Here is an 18,182-nt window from a genome sequence, read left to right on the forward strand (position 1 = left end):
GTCTCACACAGCCACCGACGCGGCAGGTTGAACGCCCCCCACTCCTCAATCCTCTCCCCACGCGGGTGAGAAGAAGCTCTACTTCAGCGCCTCGACAACATCCGCGCTGAACGCCGCCGGGTCGAAATACTCCCCGGGCCGGCCATCATATCCCCGCCGCACGATCACCAGATTCTCGGACGGAATGACCGTCACGTACTGGCCGCGATTGCCGCGCGCCATATAGGCGTCCGCCGGCAGGCCGGAGACCCCGCCCGCCAGCCACCATTGCGCGCCATAGCCGTAATCCCGGTCCGGCTGCGCCGGGGCGGGCGTGGCGACATACTCCGTCCAGCCCTCCGCCAGAATCCGCTCGCCGTCCCACACTCCGTCATTCAGGTACAGCAGGCCCAGCCGCGCCAGGTCCCGCGCCGTGGTCCAGACCTGAGAGGACATCACGAAGTCCCCGTTCCAGTCGGTCTCCGGCGTGGTGTGGGTCATGCCGATCTTCCACAGCAGCGCCTCGAACGGATAGGCCAGATACGCCTGATCATCCCCCATCGCGGCGCGCAGCGACCGCATGGCCAGCATCGTGTCGTTATTGGCGTATTTCCAGCGCTCGCCCGGCGGCGCTTCCAGCATCTGCTGCGCCGCTTCCTGCGCCACGGCCGAACCGCCGAAATAGACATTGTCCGTCCGGTTGCCCGCTTCTGTCGAATACAGCCCGGAGGACATATGCAGCAGGTTTTCCAGCGTAATCGCCGTGCGCGGGTCCAGCGGCCCGCCCCATTCGGGCGCCGGCGCGGGTTCGTCCACCGCGATCAGCCCGTCCTTCACCGCCGCCCCGATCACCGAGGCCGCGACCGATTTCGCCACCGACCATGTCCGCTGCGCCGTATAGCGGTCATGCCCGTCCATATAGCGTTCGGCGATGATCGCCCCGTCCTTCACCACGACCACCGCGCTGGTCAGCGAATCCTCGCCATAGGTCGCCCGGTCGAACGCCGCCGCGATCACCGGCGCCAGCGCCTCCGGCGTTGCGGTCTCTGGATGCACATCGCCCATCGGCCAGTCGCGATCCGAATAATCGGGCGTCTCGCCCAGCGGCGCTGTGGGCACGGCCTCCGCGGCGCTGATCTCCGCCCCCGGCGGCAGTTGCACACAGCCCAGATGCGGCCGCCAGACCGCCATGCGCGGCGGCATGTCCTCGGCCCAGAAGGACGCCACGATCTTCGCCTCCCGGTCGATCACCGCCTCGCCCGCGGCCTCCATGCCCGCCGCGTAGTCGGGATAGATGCGGTCGAGTTCGGCCTGTGCGATCTGTTCCGGGGTCTTTCCGCCATTGAACACCGCCGAACAGGTGAACGCCGCCTTGTATCCGGCGGCCAGCATTGTTTCGTGCCGCGACGGTGCGTCGTCTTCCTGCGCCAGCGCGGGCGTGGCGATCAGGGCGGTGGTCAGGGCAAGCGCGCGTAGCATGGGCGGGAGTCCTCCGGTGATGAAATTCGCCGGGGAGCCTGCACCGGATCGCCCCGCCGCGCAAAATTTGCAGCCAACGGGAATTTGCGAACCGCTTTCCCCGTTAAATTCGCCGCGAATTTCTGTAGGTTGGCCGCATGACAACCGCCAATGAAATCCGCAAGGACTCCGCCGCCCGCACAGACCGTTTCGCGGCGCTGGAAACCGCTTTCCACGATGCCGGGATCAAGAAGCGCGCCGCCATTTTCGCGGCCATGACGCTGGCCGCTGTTGGGCCGGATTCAGCCTCCGGAACCCTGCCGCGCCAGGTCGCGGAAATGGCCGCAGCCCTGAAATCCAATCCCGAAACCCGGAAACTGACCGCCGACCAGACCCGCCCGGCCATCGCCGCCGCCCTTCTGGCCACCGGCAAGGACGAAAAGGCGCTGGAGGCCGCGCGCCACGCCCTGCCGCGCCAGCATTTCGGCGCGCTCTCAGGCCTGCGCCCGCAGGCGGCGATCATGCTGGCCGTTTCCGATACGGAAGCCGGGGACGCCCTCTGGACACGCCATCAGGCGATTATCGACGCCGCGCCCCGCCGCTGGTACGGCGCGCGCGCGATCGGCCCCGTTCCCGCTCTCAGCCTGGCGCTGCAGGGCGTCACCCCGGAAACCGCGCTGGCCCGGTTCGAGGCCGCGCGGAGCGGGCTGGAGGCCGCGGGACTTTGGGGGCCGACCGCCACCGGCTACGCGCCGAAACTGGCGGCGCTGGATCCGAACGCCCCCGTCCTCGCCAATAATTTCAAATCCCTGAAAGAGGGCCGGAAGACAGACAAACGCCTCAAGCTTTTGAATGACGAGCGCCGCGCCCTCCTCGCCGCCGCCGCGCCCGACCCGGACACGCTCCACGCCGCGCTGGAGCCGCCGCTCGACGCCGCCTTCGAGCGCAAGCGGAAGCTCTCCACCTCCGCCGGGGCGCTGGCGGCCTGCCTGGCGCTGGCCGCGCTCGGCAAGGCCAGCCCGGACCAGTCCGTGCGCGAACTCCTCGCCATCATCGCCGCCGAACAGGCCGCGGTCATCGCCGCCACCACGGCGGCGACCACCGCGGCGGTCAGCACCAGCGGCTAGTTTCCCGCGCCGTCCCGCTCGAACGTGATCTCGTAGCTGGCGTCCGACAGGTCGTATTCCTCCATGAACGCCGCTATGGAGGCGAAGGTGGTGGTGCGGATATCGCCGTCGTGATCGTCCGTGCGCAGGCGGGCGTCGGCCATCGGCGCGAACAGGCGCTGGATCAGGCTGGTCTCCACCAGCGAAGGCTTGAAATACGCCGCCAGGTTGGTCTTGATCTGCGCCCTGTCGGCGGTGTCCCAGGCTGACGCCGCGATAACGTCCAGCATGAACTCGTTGCAGTTCTGATAGCTGGCGTCATGCGGGTTGGAGATCAGGGAATAGGCGGGCTGGTGCATCGCCTTGTACTGATCCGACGCCATGATCTCCAGGATCCGCTTCTGCATGCCCGGCGTCGGCACGATGACGCCGACGCGCTCCTCCACCGCCGGCTTCACGAAATCATACGGAAAGTCCTGCTTCAGATAGGAGCTGAGCACGTCCTCCCGGCCCTGATAGAGATTGTGCACGGCATAGCCGTTCAGCGTCTTGCCGTCCTCGGTCTCGATCGGGCCATACGTCCAGAACGCGCCGTGCGTATAGGAAATCCCGTCCGGCAGGGCCTCTCTCGGCCGTCCGGACCGGAACACGATCGCCACGCGGGCGCCGCCGGCGGCCAGCCGCCGCTCGATCTGCTTGGAGAACGCGGCCGCCTCCGCCTCGGTCAGCTTGACCGGTTCTGCGGTGGGGGCGCTGGAATCGACCTGCGCGCTGGCGGGCGTGGCGCACAACAGCGCCACGGCGGAAATGGCGAGCGCGGCCCTCATTCCTCTGCCTCCTTGTCCGTCTCTTCATTGTCCGCGGCGTCAGCCTCAGCCGCATAGGGGTCGCGCGGCACGTTCGGCGGCGGGTCGGCCTGCAGCACGACCTCGTCATCCACCTCCAGCGGCGCGTTGGCGGACTCCCACATTCCTTCGGCGGCCGCCCCGGCGGACGCGCCGGCAAGGGTGGTCGTGGCGGCGGCGGAGCCCAGCGGCACGGCGGCGGAGCCGACCGCGGTCTTCACCCCGGCGGCGGAGAGTTTCGCGGCGGCCTCGCCGCTGCCCGCGACGGCTTCGGACGAATCGTCGACGGACTGGGCGTAGGCGGCGGGCGCGGCGCACAGGGCGGCAACCGCGGCGGCGATAGAAAACTGTTTCATGGGAAAACCTCGTGTCCCTTCTGCAATACGCGCCTCACCCCAGACGAGGCCGGATGAACGCGAGATGACTGGACGCATACAACCATGCCACGCAATGCGGCCAAACCCTCGCAGTCACGCCGTCACACCCTATTTTCAAAATCATGCAACCCGCCGAGCTCCTCCGCCCCGTGACCGAAGGTCTCTGCTGCCCGCCAGGCGGTTTCTTCATCGATCCCGTGCGCCCGGTGGAACGCGCGGTGATCACCCATGGCCACGCCGATCACGCCCGCGCCGGCCATAAGCACGTTCTCGCCACGCCGGAGACGCTGGCCATCATGGCCGTCCGCTATGGCGAGAATTTCGCCGAAAGCGTCCAGCCCCTCCCCTATGGCGAAACCGTCACCGTTGACGGCGTGAGGGTGAAGCTGGTCCCGGCGGGCCATGTGCTCGGCAGCGCGCAGGCCGTGGTGGAGAAAGGCGGTCTCCGCATGGTCGTCTCCGGCGACTACAAGCGCCGCCGCGACCCCACCTGCCCGGAATTCGAACCCGTCCCCTGCGATGTCTTCATCACCGAGGCGACCTTCGCCCTCCCCGTGTTCCGCCACCCGGACACGGCGGGCGAGGTGGACAAGCTGCTGGCATCCGTCCGCCGCTTCCCGGAGCGCGCCCATGTCGTGGGCGTCTATGCGCTCGGCAAGGCGCAGCGCGTCATCCGCCATATCCGCGAGGCCGGCTATGACAAGCCGCTTTATATCCACGGCGCGCTCAGGAAGCTCTGTGATCTCTATGAAGAACACGGCATAGACCTCGGCCAGCTGGAGCCGGCCACGGTCGAGCGCGGCAAGAAGGGCGATTTCGCCGGCGCCATCATTCTCGGCCCGCCCTCGGCCTTTACGGACAAATGGGCGCGACGCTTCCCCGATCCCGTCGCCGCCTTCTGCTCGGGCTGGATGCGCATCCGCGCCCGCGCCCGTCAGCGCGGCGTCGAGCTGCCGCTGATCATCTCCGACCACGCCGACTGGGACGAGCTGACCGACACCGTCCGCGAGGTCGCCCCCGGCGAGCTCTGGATCACCCATGGCCGCGAAGACGCCCTCGCCCTCTGGGCGCAGGCACAAGGCATCCCCGCCAAGGCCCTCTCGCTCGTCGGCTACGAGGACGAGAACGATTAGGCTGAACCAACAGGCTGCGTGCGCTTTAATGACAGCGACGCTTCCAAAAGGATCTGGCCCGATGAAATACGCCGCTCTTGCCGCCGCCGCGCCCGCCGCCCTCCTGCTCGCCGGTTGCGTCACCGCGGGGGGCGAGACCTCGCAGGCCCTGTCCGACGACCTCGCCGCGTCCGGCTATGTGGAAGAGCTGCACGTCAGCGCCGCGCCGGACGCCGGCATCTCGGCCGACTTCGCCGCCAAGATGCAGGAAACCCTGCGCGAGGCGCTGGACGAATGCGCAACCGGGGATCGCCCGTTGCGCCTCGATGTCGACCTCCAGACCGTCAAATACCCCAACCCCATCCAGAGCGCGGTGATGACCGACACCGCCGCCGTGACCGGCGCGGTCACCCTCTATGACCTCGAAACCAGCGAGACCGCCGGCCAATACGTGATCGAGCGCGAGGTCCGCGGCGGCCTGGGCGCGGGCGGCGCGGTGATGATGAGCGTAATGGCCGACCGTCAGATCCGCGGCGGCTTTGCCGAGGAAATCTGCGTCCGCGCCTTCGGCGCCGAACCGCAAAGTCTCATGCGCAATGTCGAGGATGATCCAGACAGCGAATAAACGCCTTTTGAAGTATTCGTATTAACATAGGTTTACAAATTACTAACCGCCGCTACTGTTTTCCCTCATTTTTTGCCGAGGAAATAGACATGGCGCTCATCAACGGCACGACCGGCAATGACAATCTGTCCGGCGGAAGCGGAGACGACACGATTTTCGGCGGGAGCGGCTCTGATGTCCTCGCCGGGCGCGGCGGATACGACCGGCTTTACGGACTAGCCGGGGACGACATCCTGAACGGCGGCGACGGTACGGATGTGCTTTACGGCGGCGATGGCGCCGACCGTCTCAAGGGCGGAACCGGGAGCGATTATCTTGACGGCGGCACTGGCAATGACCGCCTGTTCGGCGGGGCGGGGGACGACAGCGTCGATGGCTTCTCCGGATCGGACCTGATCCTCGGCGGCGGCGGTAATGACCGTCTGTCCGGCGATTTTGACGATGATGTCATTTTTGGCGGAACGGGCAGCGACGGCCTGTTCGGCGGCGGCGGCGCGGACACGCTTCGCGGCGGCGCCGGGGACGACTCCCTGCATGGCGGCGGGCACGCTGATCAGCTGTTCGGTGGAACAGGTCGCGACGAGTTATACGGCAATGGCGGCAATGACACGCTTGTCGCCGGCGACGAGTCCAACGAGCAACTCTTTGGCGGCTCCGGCAGCGACAGTCTCTTCGGGGGCGCCGGGCTGGATGACCTTTACGGCGGAGCTGACGATGACCGCCTGTTTGGCGGGGCGGACAACGACTATCTGTCGGGCGAAGACGGCGCCGACACGGTCTTTGGCGGCGCAGGCAGCGACCTTGTTTACGGCAACAATGGCGATGACCTCATGTTCGGCGGCTCGGGCGACGATGAAGTTCGCGGCGGCACCGGAACAGACCGTCTGAAAGGCGGCTCCGGCGCGGATAAGTTGAATGGAGACGAGGACGACGATTTTCTGTTCGGCGAAGCCGGGGACGACCAGCTTTATGACAGCTCCGGAAAGGATGTCATGTATGGCGGGGCGGACGCCGATATCTTCTACTTCACCTCATCGGCAGACGCCGGTTTCGGCGGCGACAGGGACGTCATCGCCGACTTCGAAGGCGGCGTGGACACAATCCATTTCGGCTTCATGGACGCCGACACCGGCGCCGGCGGCAATCAGGACTTCACCTTTATCACTGGCAGTTTCAGCGGCGCGGCGGGCGAGTTGCGCGTGATTGACCAGGGCGGACGCGCAATCATCCAGGCCGACACGGACGGTGACGGAAACAGCGACGTGGAAATCATCGTCCTGGGAGACACGCCGACCGCGGGAGATTTCATCCTCTAGTCAAAGCGAAAGATTATGCGCATGAAACCTTCGGCCCGAACCCGCAGGTTTCATGCGTACGGTCGAAGAGAACTGGCCTGACTCGCGCGATGGCGGCCTTCACGTCCCCCCCGATAAACTAACAAAGTTCCGGTTTCGATTGCCGCGGCGATAACGCTGGTTATAGTGCTCCGAAATTTTGCGGGAGACTGACAGACCATGGCGCTTATCAACGGCACAACGGACAACGACGTTCTCACGGGCGGAACCGGAGACGACACTATCTACGGCCTGGCCGGAGATGACATCGTCTTCGGCGGCGGCGGCAATGACTTTCTCTATGGCAATACCGGCGCCGACGTCCTGAAGGGGGGCGACGGGTCTGATAACCTGTCTGGCGGGGCGGGCGCAGACCGGATCAAGGGCGGCGCCTATAACGACACGATCGATGGCCAAGAGGGAAATGACAGGCTGCTGGGCGAGGCCGGGCGGGATATCATGTTCGGCGGAACCGGAAATGACGTCGTCAGCGGCGGTGCGGACAATGACATTCTCAGCGGCTGGCTGGGCGATGACAATGTCTTTGGCGGAACCGGCAACGACAACCTGTACGGCGACGCGGGCGCGGATCTGCTCAATGGCGGCGACGGCGACGACTCCCTCTTTGGGGCCGCCGGCAACGATATCCTGAAGGGCGGCGACCGCGACGACAATCTGTTCGGCGGCACGGGCGCGGACCGCCTGTTCGGCGGGCTGGGGAATTTTGACACGCTGCGCGGCGGCGATGGTGACGACATTCTGGTCGGCGGCGGCGGTTTTATCGACAGCCTGTTCGGCGAAACCGGCAATGATTCCCTGTTCGGCGGCGCCGGCAGCAACAATCTCTTCGGCGGGGACGGCGATGACCGCCTGATTGGCGGCGATGACGCCGGCGGCGCTGATTACATGGAAGGCGGCGCGGGCGCCGACTATCTGGAAGGCAACGCCGGAAACGATACGCTCATCGGCGGCGCTGGCCGGGATATTCTGACCGGGGGAGCGGGCGGGGACACGTTCAGCTATAACGATATCTCGGAAAGCGGCGTCGGCGGCGCCAATCGCGACGTCATCACCGATTTCGATAACGAGGACCAGATCATCCTGGGTTTCGACGCCGATACCACGACAGGCGGCTTTCAGGCCTTCTTCTTCATCACCGGCAGCTTCTCCGCCGCCGGGCAGTTGCGCGTGCAGGATATTGGCGGCGGCCGTTATGTCATCCAGGGGGATGTGGACGGCGACGCCAACGCCGATTTCGAAATCCTTGTTCTCGGTGACGAGCCGCTGGCCGGCGATATTTTCTGACGGCGTTCTCCCCCCTGCCGGAAGGCATTGCAATCAAGCGTGTGAAACGGCCCGCCGGCCCGCTGGCGAGGCCGTTTTTTCTTGCCGCTACGAAAACGCACGTTAGGGTGCCGAACCCCATTGAATACGGAGATGTTCGAAAATGGCGCTCATCAACGGCACGGCCGGTAACGACAACCTGTTCGGCGGCACGGAAATCGACTCGATCTATGGCGATGCCGGTTCGGACATCATCTTCGGCCGCGGCGGCGGGGATTTGCTGGACGGCGAGGCCGGAAACGACGTCATCAAGGGCGGCGCCGGCGACGATACGATATATGGCGGGACCGGCAATGACCGTCTCAAGGGCGCAACCGGCGTGGACGGCATTTTTGGCGAGGGTGGAGATGACCGCCTGCTCGGCGGGGATGGCGCGGATTCCCTCTTTGGCGGGGCCGGGATCGATGTCGTGGCGGGCGGCGGCGCCGCCGATCGCCTCTATGGCGACACAGGCAATGACCGTCTTTTTGGCGGCGCCGGAAATGACTTCGTCTTCGGCGGCGACGACGCCGACCTGGTCAATGGCGGGCTTGGCGAGGACCAGCTGTTCGGCGGCGACGGCGATGACCTGCTCAAGGGCGGCGATAACGATGATGTGCTGGCGGGGCTGGCCGACGATGACAGCCTGTTCGGCGGCGACGGCTCGGACGACCTTTATGGCGGTTTAGGCGACGATGTGCTCTTTGGCGAAACGGGCATAGATCGTCTTATCGGCGGAAGCGGCGCTGACACCCTGTTCGGCGGCGCGGGATCCGATTTCCTCTCCGGCGTTGGCGGCGCGGACCAGCTCTTTGGCGGGCTGGACGCCGACGCGATCGAGGGCGGCCTGGGCTCCGACCTGCTCAAGGGCGGCGACGGGGATGACACGCTCCGGGGAGACGCCGATTCCGACCTCCTGTTCGGCGGAAACGACGATGACCAGATCTTTGGCGGCGCAGGCGACGATACGCTGTTCGGCGGAGCCTCCCAGCTTGGAGCCTTCGGCGACGATCTCTTTGGCGGAACCGGCAATGACCGTCTGTTCAATGAATCCGGCGGCGCCTTTATGAACGGCGATGCAGGCGATGACCTTCTGGTCGGGGGCGATGACAGGGAGACGCTCCTGGGCGGCGCGGACAACGACCTCATCAAAGGCCGCGGCGGCGACGATAGTATCACCGGCGGGGCAGGCCGGGATGTCATGTTCGGCGGATCCGGCAACGACAACTTCGGCTTCGGACCGGGTGATTCCGGCGCGGGCGGCGCCAATCGCGACGTCATCGCAGACTTCGAGAGCGGTGCCGATACGATCCAACTTTTCGCCATTGACGCAGACACGACCACGGGCGGCGATCAGGCCTTCACCTTCATCACCGGCTCCTTCAGCGCCGCGGGACAGCTCCGCGTGGTGGATGACGGCGGGCGCTTCATCGTCCAGGCCGATGTCGACGGAGACGCCACCGCCGATCTTGAAATCCTGGTCTTCGGCGATGAACCTGTCGAGGCGGATTTCGTGCTGTAAACGGCGCCCGGCATACAGCCAGGCGCAGGCATGACCCGCTTCATCGCCGCGCCTGGCAAGATCAGGCTCTCTGGCGGCGATGGCGGCGGCCATTGCCGCCATCGAAATCCTTGTTCCGGGCCACAGCCGGAAACGGTGATAATGTCCGTCCGGATTTTCACCCTGTCCGCGGCCGCTTTTTTTCTTTCCCCCTGTCCTCTGACCGGGCCCGATCCCGTTTGAACTTCTGCAGGCGCGCCCGCGGGCTACCCCCGGCGGCGCCTGCCGAACAAATCGGACCGGAACACGGAGGTCAGGGTTATGGCGGTCAATTATATCTACGGTACGGCGGGCGATGATTTTCTCGGGGGCGGCTCCGGCATCGATATCATCTACGGGTACTCGGGGGCGGATGTTCTCAGCGGCGGCGGAAGCAATGATGATATCTTCGGCGGAAGCGGCAACGACATCCTCAATGGCGGGGACGGTTTCGACACGCTCCGTGGCGGCGATGGCGACGATCGCCTGAAAGGCGGCGCGGATGATGACTTGCTATCGGGCGGCGACGGCGCCGACAGGCTGTTCGGCGAAACCGGGGAAGACAATCTCCACGGCAATACCGGCTCGGACCTGCTGGTCGGCGGCGCGAACCGCGACATCCTCTTCGGCGGCCTTGACGACGACAGCCTGTTCGGTGGAACCGGCTCCGACTATCTCAGCGGCGGAGGCGGCAGTGACGTGCTGCACGGCGGCGCCGGAAACGACAATATCTATGCCGACGGCGGGGACGATCTGATCAAGGGCGGCGGCGGCGACGATTTCATCCTGGGCCGCTCCGGCGCGGACCTGATGTTCGGCGGCGCTGGCGCCGATACGTTCTTCTTCGAATCCGCTTCGGAATCCGGCTTTGGCGGCGGCCGCGACATCATCCGGGATTTCGAAAGCGGAACGGACACGATCAGCCTGATCTCCATCGACGCCGACGCGCTCACGGCCGGCCTTCAGAACTTCACCTTCATCACCGGCGCCTTCACCGCCGCGGGGCAGGTGCGCGTCGTGGACGATGGCGGCCGCTATATCGTCCAGGCGGAAGTGGACGGCGACTCCAGCGCCGACCTGGAATTCCTCGTCTTCGGCGACCAGCCGCTGGAGACGGATTTCGTACTGTAACAGCTGTATGGTCCTTCAGATTGCCGGACGGACCGCTTCGTCAGGCACATTTGTATTCAAATATAATCCGGACAGCGGTTGCCCCTCGACTAACATAGGTTAGTTTCCCGCCATCATTGGTCAGGGGAGCGATTCGGCATGGCGGTCATCAGCGGCACGAACGGCGACGACAATCTGTTTGGCGGCAGCGAAGCGGACTCGATTCAGGGCGGCGGCGGAAACGACATAATCTTCGGGCTGACCGGCCCCGACTATCTCAGCGGCGAGGGCGGCGACGATGTCATCCACGGCGGAACGGGCAATGACATAATTTATGGCGGCGCGGGCGCGGATCGCCTGAAGGGCGAAGCCGGCAGCGACACGCTGCGCGCCGGCGCCGGCGCTGACCGTCTGCTCGGCGAAGCCGGCGACGATTCCCTGGATGGCGGCGATGATGCAGACGTTCTGGACGGGGGCGCCGGCGCGGACGAAATCTATGGCGGCGACGCGGATGACGTCCTGTTCGGCGGCGATGGCAATGATGAACTCATAGGCGACGACTATTACGGCGGCGCCGGGATGGACGTGCTGTTCGGCGGCGGCGGAAACGACACGCTGCGCGGCAACGCCATGACGGACCAGCTGGAGGGCGGAACCGGCGTGGACTCGTTGTTCGGGAATTCCGGCGACGACCTCCTCTACGGACAACAGGGCAGCGATACGCTCTATGGCGGAACGGGCGGGGACAGGCTCTTCGGCGGCGCCGATAGCGACACTCTGGACGGCCAGACCGGCTCCGACGCCCTCTATGGCGGAATGGGGGACGATGTCCTGAACGGCCGTCTGGGCGAAGACCGCCTTGATGGCGGGGACGGCGGCGACACCCTTTACGGCAATGCAGGCGCGGACCGGCTCTTTGGCGGCGCGGGCAACGACCGGGTCGTGGGGGACGACTTTTTCGCCACCACCGGCTCCGACACCCTGTTCGGCGGCGATGGCGACGACCTGATGTACGGAAACGCCCTGAATGACCGGCTGTTTGGCGACGCCGGCCTGGACACCCTGTTCGGCGGAACCGGCGACGACACTCTGCTGGGCGGCGCCGACAACGACACGCTCTACGGCTATTCCGGCAATGACTTCCTGTTCGGCGGAACCGGGACCGACATGCTCTATGGCGGAACCGGGAATGACCGTCTGGACGGCGGCGAAGGCGCCGACAGCCTGCAGGGCGAGTCCGGGGCGGATACGATCTTCGGCGGCGGCGGAAATGACGTCGCCTATGGCGCTTCGGGCGATGACCGGATCGACGGCGGCGCGGGCGACGACACGCTTTATGGCGACAACTATTTCCTGGCGGAAGGGTCGGACGTTCTGCTGGGCGGCGACGGAAATGATGATCTTCGCGGGCTGGCCCTGAATGACCGGCTGGTTGGCGGGAACGGCGACGACACGCTCAGCGGGGGAACCGGCGATGACGAACTGTTCGCCGGAACCGGCCTCGACAAGCTCTATGGCGATGCGGGAAGCGATGTCCTGATCGGCGGCGCGGGCGGCCGGGCGGAGCTGTTCGGCGGCGATGGCAATGACCGGCTCTTCAGCGGCGACGGCGTGGCCAGCCTTAACGGGGATGCGGGCGATGACCGGCTGATCGGGGGCGTCGGAGCGGACTTCATGATCGGGGGAACCGGCGACGACATGCTCAAGGGCGGCGGCAGCAGCGACCAGCTCCTCGGCGGCGAAGGACGCGACATCCTCTATGGCGGCGGCGGTAACGGCGACATCTTCATCTTCACCGCGCTCAGCCATTCCGGCACGGGCGGCGACCGCGACGTCATCGCCGACTTCCAGAGCAATGAATCCATCTTCCTGGACCTCATGGACGCCGACACGACCACGCCCGGAAACCAGGCCTTCACCTTCATCACCGGCTCCTTCAGCGCCGCGGGACAGCTCCGCGTGGTCGATCAGGGCGGCGGGCGCTATCTGGTTCAGGCCGATGTCGACGGAGACGCCAGCGCGGATTTCGAAATCCTGGTCTTCGGCGACGAACCGCTGGAGGCGGATTTCCTGCTCTAGCGCCGGACTCAGCGCAAACCATTCAAAAACAAGAAAGCCCGCCCCCGCATCTGCGGGCGGCGGGCTTTCTTGTTTCTGCGCCTCAGCCCTTCTTCTCGGGCTTTCCCTTGCGCTTGGCCGAGGCCATGTCCTCCAGCTCGCTTTCGGACATGGAGTCGTACATCTCCTTCGAGGCGCCTTTCAGCTCGGAGACCTTGGTCTCGCCGCGCTTGGCGGACAGCGCCGCGCCGGCGGCCTTTTGCTGGTCTTTCGATTTGGCGGGCATGGCGGGGCTCCTTTCGGGTCTTCTTCTCGCCACGGGCGGCGAGAGGAAAAACCGCCGGCCGCCCCGCCGGTTCCCGTCCCTACTGCCCGGTCACCGAGGCCGGCAGCGTGTAGCCGACCTCCGCGCCCGGCCCCAGCGGCAGGCCCAGATAGACCCAGGCGAACGTCATGATCAGTCCGGTGATCAGCATCCAGATCGAATAGGGCACCATCGTCGCGGTCAGGCTGCCAAGGCCGAAGCCCGGCACCCAGCGCTGCGCGAACACCAGGATCAGCGGGAAATAGACCATCAGCGGCGTGATGATATTGGTCGCCGAGTCGCCCACGCGATAGGCCGCCGTGGTGGCCTCCGGCGACACGCCGATCAGCATGAACATCGGCACCAGCACCGGCGCCAGCAGCGCCCATTTTGCGCTGGCCGAGCCGACGAACAGATTGATGAACCCGGTCAGCAGCACCAGCAGCGTCAGCAGCACCGGCAGCGGCAGGCCGGAGGCTTCCAGCCCCCCGGCCCCGGCCACCGCGATGATCAGGCCCAGATTCGACCAGCCGAACATCGCCACGAAATGCGCCGCGGCATAGGCCAGCACCAGGTAATAGGCCATGTCGCCCATCGCCTTGGTCATCATCCCCACCAGGTCGCGGTGATTATTGATTGTCCCCGCCGCCGCGCCATAGGCCCAGCCCGCGGCCAGGAACAGCACGAAGAACCCCGCCACCAGCGAGCGGAACAGCGGCGAGAAGCGCGCCGCCGCCTGATCGGCCGTCTGATCGATCAGCGCCTGTCCCGGCCCGATCGTCAGCAATACCCAGATCACCACCACCGCCAACGACGCCAGCCCGGCCCAGACCAGACCCTTTCGCTGCCCCGGGGTCAGCGGCGCGTCCGGGTCGGCGGCCTCGCCGTCCTGCTCTGTCGCGCCCACCGTCGCTCCGCCGGTCCATTTGCCCAGCCGCGGCTCGATAATCCGGTCGGTGACGAACCAGATGACCGGCAGATAGAGGAACATCAGCCCGGCGATGAAATACCAGTTACCGGCGATATTGGCCTGATAATCGGGGATCAGTATCTCCCCGCCCTCCTGCGTGATCCCGAACAGCAGCGCGTCCAGCTGCCCCGGGAACAGGTTAGCGGAAAACCCGCCCGACACCCCGGCGAACGCCGCGGCGATGCCAAGGATCGGGTGGCGGCCGGCGGCGGCGAACAGTACGGCCGCCAGCGGAATCAGCACCACATAGCCTGCGTCCGCGGCGTGGTTGCCCATCATGGCGACCAGCGCGACCGCCGGGGTCAGCAGGAATTTCGGCGCGTTCCGCACCCCGGCGCGCATCGCCGTGCCGAACAGCCCGGCCCGCTCCGCCACGCCCGCGCCCAGCATCACCACCAGCACATAGCCCAACGGGTGAAAGTGGGTGAAGGTCTGGGGCATTTCGGTCAGCAAGCGGCGCAAATTCTCCGCCGACAGCAGGCTCGCCGCCTCGATACGCACCGCCTCGCCATTCGGCCCGGTCTCGATCGGATGCGCCACGCCCATATCCGCCAGCGCGGCGACAACGCTCACCGCCACCAGCGCCAGTATCAGATACAGGAAAATGAAAACCGGATCGGGAAGCCGATTCCCCGTCCGTTCAATAACGCCCAGAATGCCCTTCTGGCGCTCGACCTGCGCTTCAGCCATTGGAAGACCCCTTTTTTAGTCGCGGATCTCCCTCGCCGAAGCCGCGCGCATCCCTCATTGCGAACACCCTAGACGCTGCACAATGGTTTTGAGAAGCCTTGTCGTAATTGCAGCCCTCCGCGCATTGGCGCCCTATATGATGGCTCCATGGAAGCGTTCTCCGCCCTCCTCGACCGGCTCTCTTTGACGCCGCAGCGCAACGCCAAGATCGCGTTGCTGACCGAGTATTTCGGTAACGCCCCGGACCCGGACCGCGGCTATGCGCTGGCCGCCATCACCGGCGATCTGGACATCCCCTCCGTCAAACCCGCCATGCTCCGCGCCCTGATCGCGGACCGCTATGACGAGGCGCTGTTCGCCATGTCCTATGACTATGTCGGGGATCTGGCCGAGACCATTGCGCTGGTCTGGCCCGCCCGACCCGGCGCCAACCGCGCGCCCGATCTCTCCGAAATCGTGGAGACGCTGCAGGCCTCCACCCGCGCCGACGGCCCGGCCCATGTCGAGCGCTGGCTGGACGCGCTGGGCGCCACCCAGCGCTGGGCGCTCCTGAAGCTTGTCACCGGCGGCCTGCGCATCGGGGTCTCCGCGCGTCTGGCCAAGACCGCGCTGGCCGCCTTCGGCGACGTTGACGTGCAGCATGTGGAGGAGATCTGGCACGGCATCGACCCGCCCTATGAGTCCCTCTTCGCCTGGCTGGAAGGCCATCAGGAAAAGCCCGAGCCCGGCGACCTCGCCCTGTTCCGCCCGGTCATGCTGGCCACCGCGCTGGAGGAGAAGGCGCTGAAAGACCGCCTCGATCCGTCAGACTACGCGGCAGAGTGGAAATGGGACGGCGTGCGCGTTCAGGCGGTCTGCGAGAACGGCTATAAACGCCTCTATTCCCGCACCGGCGACGAGATCAGCGGAACCTTCCCGGACGTCCTCGCCGGGCTCGATTTCCACGGCGCGGTGGATGGCGAGCTTCTGGTTCGCCGCAAGGACGGCTCGGTCGCGCCGTTCGGAGAGCTGCAACAGCGCCTCAACCGCAAGACCGTCTCAAAGAAACAGATGACGGACCGCCCCGCCTTTATCCGCGCCTATGACTTGCTGACGCTGGAAGGCGAGGACTGGCGCAAAAAGCCCTTCGCCGAGCGCCGGGCGCGCCTCGAAAAAATGGTCGAGACGCACGAAGGCGGCGACCGGCTGGACCTCTCTCCCCTCGTCCCCTTCGAGACGTGGGAGGAACTGGCAAAACACCGCGCCGACCCGCCCGCGCCGGAGATCGAGGGCGTCATGCTCAAGCGCTGGGATTCGGCCTACCAGCCCGGCCGCCCCAAAGGCCCCTGGTTCAAGTGGAAACAGGACCCCTATCTGATCGACGCCGTCCTCCTCTACGCCCAGCGCGGCCACGGCAAGCGATCCAGCTTCTATTCGGACTACACGTTCGGCGTCTGGCGCGAGGGCGAAAACGGCGGCGACGAGCTGGTCCCCGTCGGCAAGGCCTATTTCGGCTTCACGGACGAAGAACTGAAACAGATCGACCGCTTTGTCCGCGACAACACGATCGACCGCTTCGGCCCCGTCCGCGCGGTAAAAGCCGACAAGGAAAACGGCCTGGTGCTGGAGATCGCCTTCGAGGGCCTCAACCGCTCCGCCCGCCACAAATCCGGCGTCGCCATGCGCTTCCCCCGCATCCACCGCCTGCGTTGGGACAAGCCGGCCGCCGAGGCCGACCGGCTGGAAACGCTGGAAGCCATGCTGCCTGAGTAATGTTCTTGCTTCGTTCTATTTCCTAGGATTATTGTCCTCGGCATGTCCGAGCGTAATCCCGACCGCCGCAAAGCCCTGCCCGACACCATCCAGCCGCGCGGCCGCGGCGCGCGCTCCAATGTCTCCGGCCGGTTCGAGCCGAACGGCTATGAGCCCTTCGACGATGGCTGGCGGGAGGAGGACGGCGACCCGCCCAAACTTCACACCCGCATCCACGCCGAACACCCCAAGCGGATCATCAGCCGCAACAACTCGCCCGACATCTCGTTCAGCCAGTCCATCAACCCCTATCAGGGGTGCGAGCATGGCTGCATCTATTGCTACGCCCGGCCCAGCCACGCCTATTGGGGCCTGTCGCCGGGGCTGGATTTCGAAAGCCGCATCTTCTTCAAGCCGGACGCCGCGGACCTTCTGAAGAAGGAATTCGCCGCGCCGAATTACCGCCCCTCCACCATCGTCATCGGCGCCAATACCGACCCCTACCAGCCGGCCGAGCGGGAATTCGGGCTGATGCGCAAAATGCTGCCCGTCTTCATCAAGACCCGCCACCCGGTCAGCGTCATCACCAAGAGCGCGCTCGTCACCCGCGACATCGACATGTGGGCCGAGCTGGCGCGGCAGGACCTGGCCCGCGTCGCCGTCTCGGTCACCACGCTGGACCGCAAGCTGGCGCGGGATATGGAGCCGCGCGCCGCCACGCCGGACAAGCGCCTGAAAGCCATCGAGGCGCTGTCGAAAGCCGGCGTCCCGGTCACCGTCATGGTCGCCCCCATCGTCCCGGCCCTCACCGATTCAGAAATCGAACCGATCTTGAAGGCCGCGCGCGAGGCCGGGGCGACCAGCGCCGCCTATGTCATGCTGCGCCTGCCGCGCGAAATCGCCGACCTGTTCAAGGAATGGCTGGCCACCACCCGGCCCGACGCCGCCGATCACGTCATGTCCCTGATGCGCCAGATGCGCGGCGGCCGCGACTATGATTCCCGCTGGAGCGTCCGCCAGCGCGGAACCGGCCCCTATGCCGACCTGATCGCCAAACGCTTCCGCGCCGCTCTCCGCCGCTACGACTACAACCAGGACCGCCGCCCCCTGCGCACCGACCTGTTCGAGCCCCCCGAACGCGACGGCGCGCAACCCCGATTGCTTTGAACCGCGGCGCGCGGCACCTTGAACGAACCACCCTGCCACCGCACCGGAGCGCCCGTCATGAAACGCCTCGCCCTCTCCGCCCTGATCCTTCTCAGCCTCGCCGCCTGCGAGACCCTCGACTTCTCCGACACCGCCGAAAACGCCGAACGCAGCCAGTGCCGCGCCGAAGCTGACGCCTATCCCGGCGCCCTGGAAGACTGCGAGGGCATCGGGGAAGAATAGCGGAGTTTCCCGGGGAAGTTTGCGCCTTCCCGACCCCGCCTTCGAGACGCCCTTGCGGGCTCCTCAGGCTAAGGCTTGGGGTGTGATGCCGTCGTTTTCCCACCCCCTCCTATCACCCCACCCCTGAGGAGCCGCGCCAAAGGCGCGGCGTCTCGAAGGGCCGTCACAGAACAAAACGCGCCCTCCCCATCACCCACCATTGTCATCCCGGACTTGATCCGGGAAACGAGC

Annotated in this window: 16 protein-coding genes; 11 read left to right on the forward strand and 5 right to left on the reverse strand. The window is 66.1% G+C overall.

Going from position 1 to position 18,182, the window contains the following annotated elements; translation table 11 throughout:
* Positions 1 to 78: 78 nt before the first annotated feature.
* Complete coding sequence (locus L338_RS15850) at positions 79 to 1,458, reverse strand: serine hydrolase domain-containing protein (protein WP_022699392.1); 1,380 nt, start codon at positions 1,456 to 1,458, stop codon at positions 79 to 81.
* A 137-nt stretch (positions 1,459 to 1,595) separates the two neighbouring features.
* On the opposite strand from L338_RS15850, the gene L338_RS15855 reads away from it, so the two are divergent.
* On the forward strand, positions 1,596 to 2,564 hold the full coding sequence (locus L338_RS15855) for a hypothetical protein (RefSeq protein ID WP_022699393.1): 969 nt from the start codon (positions 1,596 to 1,598) through the stop codon (positions 2,562 to 2,564).
* Here L338_RS15855 and L338_RS15860 read toward each other — a convergent pair.
* Together L338_RS15860 and L338_RS15865 are read right to left on the reverse strand one after the other, a co-directional pair.
* Positions 2,561 to 3,370, reverse strand: a complete 810-nt coding sequence (locus L338_RS15860; protein WP_022699394.1) for a DUF2145 domain-containing protein — start codon at positions 3,368 to 3,370, stop codon at positions 2,561 to 2,563. The two genes, L338_RS15855 and L338_RS15860, sit on opposite strands and share 4 nt — an antisense overlap.
* Positions 3,367 to 3,744: a hypothetical protein gene (locus L338_RS15865; protein WP_022699395.1), complete on the reverse strand. Its 378-nt coding sequence runs from the start codon at positions 3,742 to 3,744 to the stop codon at positions 3,367 to 3,369. Before L338_RS15865 ends, L338_RS15860 begins: the two co-directional genes overlap by 4 nt.
* 143 nt (positions 3,745 to 3,887) lie before the next feature.
* Between L338_RS15865 and L338_RS15870 the strand changes: the two genes are divergently transcribed.
* The 7 genes from L338_RS15870 to L338_RS15900 all read left to right on the forward strand — a co-directional run bounded on the left by L338_RS15870 (position 3,888) and on the right by L338_RS15900 (position 12,888).
* Positions 3,888 to 4,898 carry a ligase-associated DNA damage response exonuclease gene (locus L338_RS15870; protein WP_022699396.1) on the forward strand — a complete coding sequence of 337 codons (1,011 nt, stop codon included), beginning with the start codon at positions 3,888 to 3,890 and terminating at the stop codon, positions 4,896 to 4,898.
* A gap of 61 nt (positions 4,899 to 4,959) precedes the next feature.
* Positions 4,960 to 5,502 carry a hypothetical protein gene (locus L338_RS15875; protein ID WP_022699397.1) on the forward strand — a complete coding sequence of 181 codons (543 nt, stop codon included), beginning with the start codon at positions 4,960 to 4,962 and terminating at the stop codon, positions 5,500 to 5,502.
* Between the two features lie 89 nt (positions 5,503 to 5,591).
* Positions 5,592 to 6,818, forward strand: a complete 1,227-nt coding sequence (locus L338_RS15880; RefSeq protein ID WP_022699398.1) for a calcium-binding protein — start codon at positions 5,592 to 5,594, stop codon at positions 6,816 to 6,818.
* A 198-nt stretch (positions 6,819 to 7,016) separates the two neighbouring features.
* A complete protein-coding gene (locus tag L338_RS18150; protein WP_022699399.1) occupies positions 7,017 to 8,141 on the forward strand; it encodes a calcium-binding protein in 1,125 nt (374 codons plus the stop codon).
* 142 nt (positions 8,142 to 8,283) lie between these two features.
* Positions 8,284 to 9,681, forward strand: coding sequence for a calcium-binding protein (locus L338_RS15890; protein WP_022699400.1), 1,398 nt, complete (start codon positions 8,284 to 8,286; stop codon positions 9,679 to 9,681).
* A 300-nt stretch (positions 9,682 to 9,981) separates the two neighbouring features.
* Positions 9,982 to 10,830, forward strand: coding sequence for a calcium-binding protein (locus L338_RS15895; RefSeq protein WP_022699401.1), 849 nt, complete (start codon positions 9,982 to 9,984; stop codon positions 10,828 to 10,830).
* 138 nt (positions 10,831 to 10,968) lie between these two features.
* Complete coding sequence (locus L338_RS15900) at positions 10,969 to 12,888, forward strand: calcium-binding protein (RefSeq protein WP_022699402.1); 1,920 nt, start codon at positions 10,969 to 10,971, stop codon at positions 12,886 to 12,888.
* 82 nt (positions 12,889 to 12,970) lie between these two features.
* On the opposite strand, the gene L338_RS15905 is transcribed toward L338_RS15900, so the two are convergent.
* The gene (locus L338_RS15905; RefSeq protein ID WP_022699403.1) at positions 12,971 to 13,153 is read right to left on the reverse strand and encodes a DUF3008 family protein; all 183 of its coding nucleotides are present in this window, start codon (positions 13,151 to 13,153) and stop codon (positions 12,971 to 12,973) included.
* A gap of 79 nt (positions 13,154 to 13,232) precedes the next feature.
* The gene (locus tag L338_RS15910) at positions 13,233 to 14,831 is read right to left on the reverse strand and encodes an AbgT family transporter (RefSeq protein ID WP_022699404.1); all 1,599 of its coding nucleotides are present in this window, start codon (positions 14,829 to 14,831) and stop codon (positions 13,233 to 13,235) included.
* A gap of 147 nt (positions 14,832 to 14,978) precedes the next feature.
* Here L338_RS15910 and L338_RS15915 point away from each other — a divergent pair, with 147 nt between their 5' ends.
* Genes L338_RS15915 through L338_RS17675 form a run of 3 tightly spaced genes read left to right on the forward strand, consistent with a single transcriptional unit; the run spans position 14,979 to position 17,951 of the window.
* Positions 14,979 to 16,583, forward strand: a complete 1,605-nt coding sequence (locus tag L338_RS15915; protein WP_022699405.1) for a cisplatin damage response ATP-dependent DNA ligase — start codon at positions 14,979 to 14,981, stop codon at positions 16,581 to 16,583.
* A gap of 42 nt (positions 16,584 to 16,625) precedes the next feature.
* Positions 16,626 to 17,729, forward strand: a complete 1,104-nt coding sequence (locus L338_RS15920; protein ID WP_022699406.1) for a PA0069 family radical SAM protein — start codon at positions 16,626 to 16,628, stop codon at positions 17,727 to 17,729.
* A 57-nt stretch (positions 17,730 to 17,786) separates the two neighbouring features.
* Positions 17,787 to 17,951, forward strand: a complete 165-nt coding sequence (locus L338_RS17675; RefSeq protein WP_022699407.1) for a hypothetical protein — start codon at positions 17,787 to 17,789, stop codon at positions 17,949 to 17,951.
* Positions 17,952 to 18,182 lie beyond the last annotated feature (231 nt).

Source organism: Euryhalocaulis caribicus (genome assembly GCF_000412185.1).
GTDB lineage: Bacteria > Pseudomonadota > Alphaproteobacteria > Caulobacterales > Maricaulaceae > Euryhalocaulis > Euryhalocaulis caribicus.

Coding starts and splice junctions, on each gene's coding strand:
- L338_RS15850 (WP_022699392.1), bottom strand. CDS start 1,458: ATGCTACGCGCGCTTGCCCTGACCACCGCCCTGATCGCCACGCCCGCG.
- L338_RS15855 (WP_022699393.1), top strand. CDS start 1,596: ATGACAACCGCCAATGAAATCCGCAAGGACTCCGCCGCCCGCACAGAC.
- L338_RS15860 (WP_022699394.1), bottom strand. CDS start 3,370: ATGAGGGCCGCGCTCGCCATTTCCGCCGTGGCGCTGTTGTGCGCCACG.
- L338_RS15865 (WP_022699395.1), bottom strand. CDS start 3,744: ATGAAACAGTTTTCTATCGCCGCCGCGGTTGCCGCCCTGTGCGCCGCG.
- L338_RS15870 (WP_022699396.1), top strand. CDS start 3,888: ATGCAACCCGCCGAGCTCCTCCGCCCCGTGACCGAAGGTCTCTGCTGC.
- L338_RS15875 (WP_022699397.1), top strand. CDS start 4,960: ATGAAATACGCCGCTCTTGCCGCCGCCGCGCCCGCCGCCCTCCTGCTC.
- L338_RS15880 (WP_022699398.1), top strand. CDS start 5,592: ATGGCGCTCATCAACGGCACGACCGGCAATGACAATCTGTCCGGCGGA.
- L338_RS18150 (WP_022699399.1), top strand. CDS start 7,017: ATGGCGCTTATCAACGGCACAACGGACAACGACGTTCTCACGGGCGGA.
- L338_RS15890 (WP_022699400.1), top strand. CDS start 8,284: ATGGCGCTCATCAACGGCACGGCCGGTAACGACAACCTGTTCGGCGGC.
- L338_RS15895 (WP_022699401.1), top strand. CDS start 9,982: ATGGCGGTCAATTATATCTACGGTACGGCGGGCGATGATTTTCTCGGG.
- L338_RS15900 (WP_022699402.1), top strand. CDS start 10,969: ATGGCGGTCATCAGCGGCACGAACGGCGACGACAATCTGTTTGGCGGC.
- L338_RS15905 (WP_022699403.1), bottom strand. CDS start 13,153: ATGCCCGCCAAATCGAAAGACCAGCAAAAGGCCGCCGGCGCGGCGCTG.
- L338_RS15910 (WP_022699404.1), bottom strand. CDS start 14,831: ATGGCTGAAGCGCAGGTCGAGCGCCAGAAGGGCATTCTGGGCGTTATT.
- L338_RS15915 (WP_022699405.1), top strand. CDS start 14,979: ATGGAAGCGTTCTCCGCCCTCCTCGACCGGCTCTCTTTGACGCCGCAG.
- L338_RS15920 (WP_022699406.1), top strand. CDS start 16,626: ATGTCCGAGCGTAATCCCGACCGCCGCAAAGCCCTGCCCGACACCATC.
- L338_RS17675 (WP_022699407.1), top strand. CDS start 17,787: ATGAAACGCCTCGCCCTCTCCGCCCTGATCCTTCTCAGCCTCGCCGCC.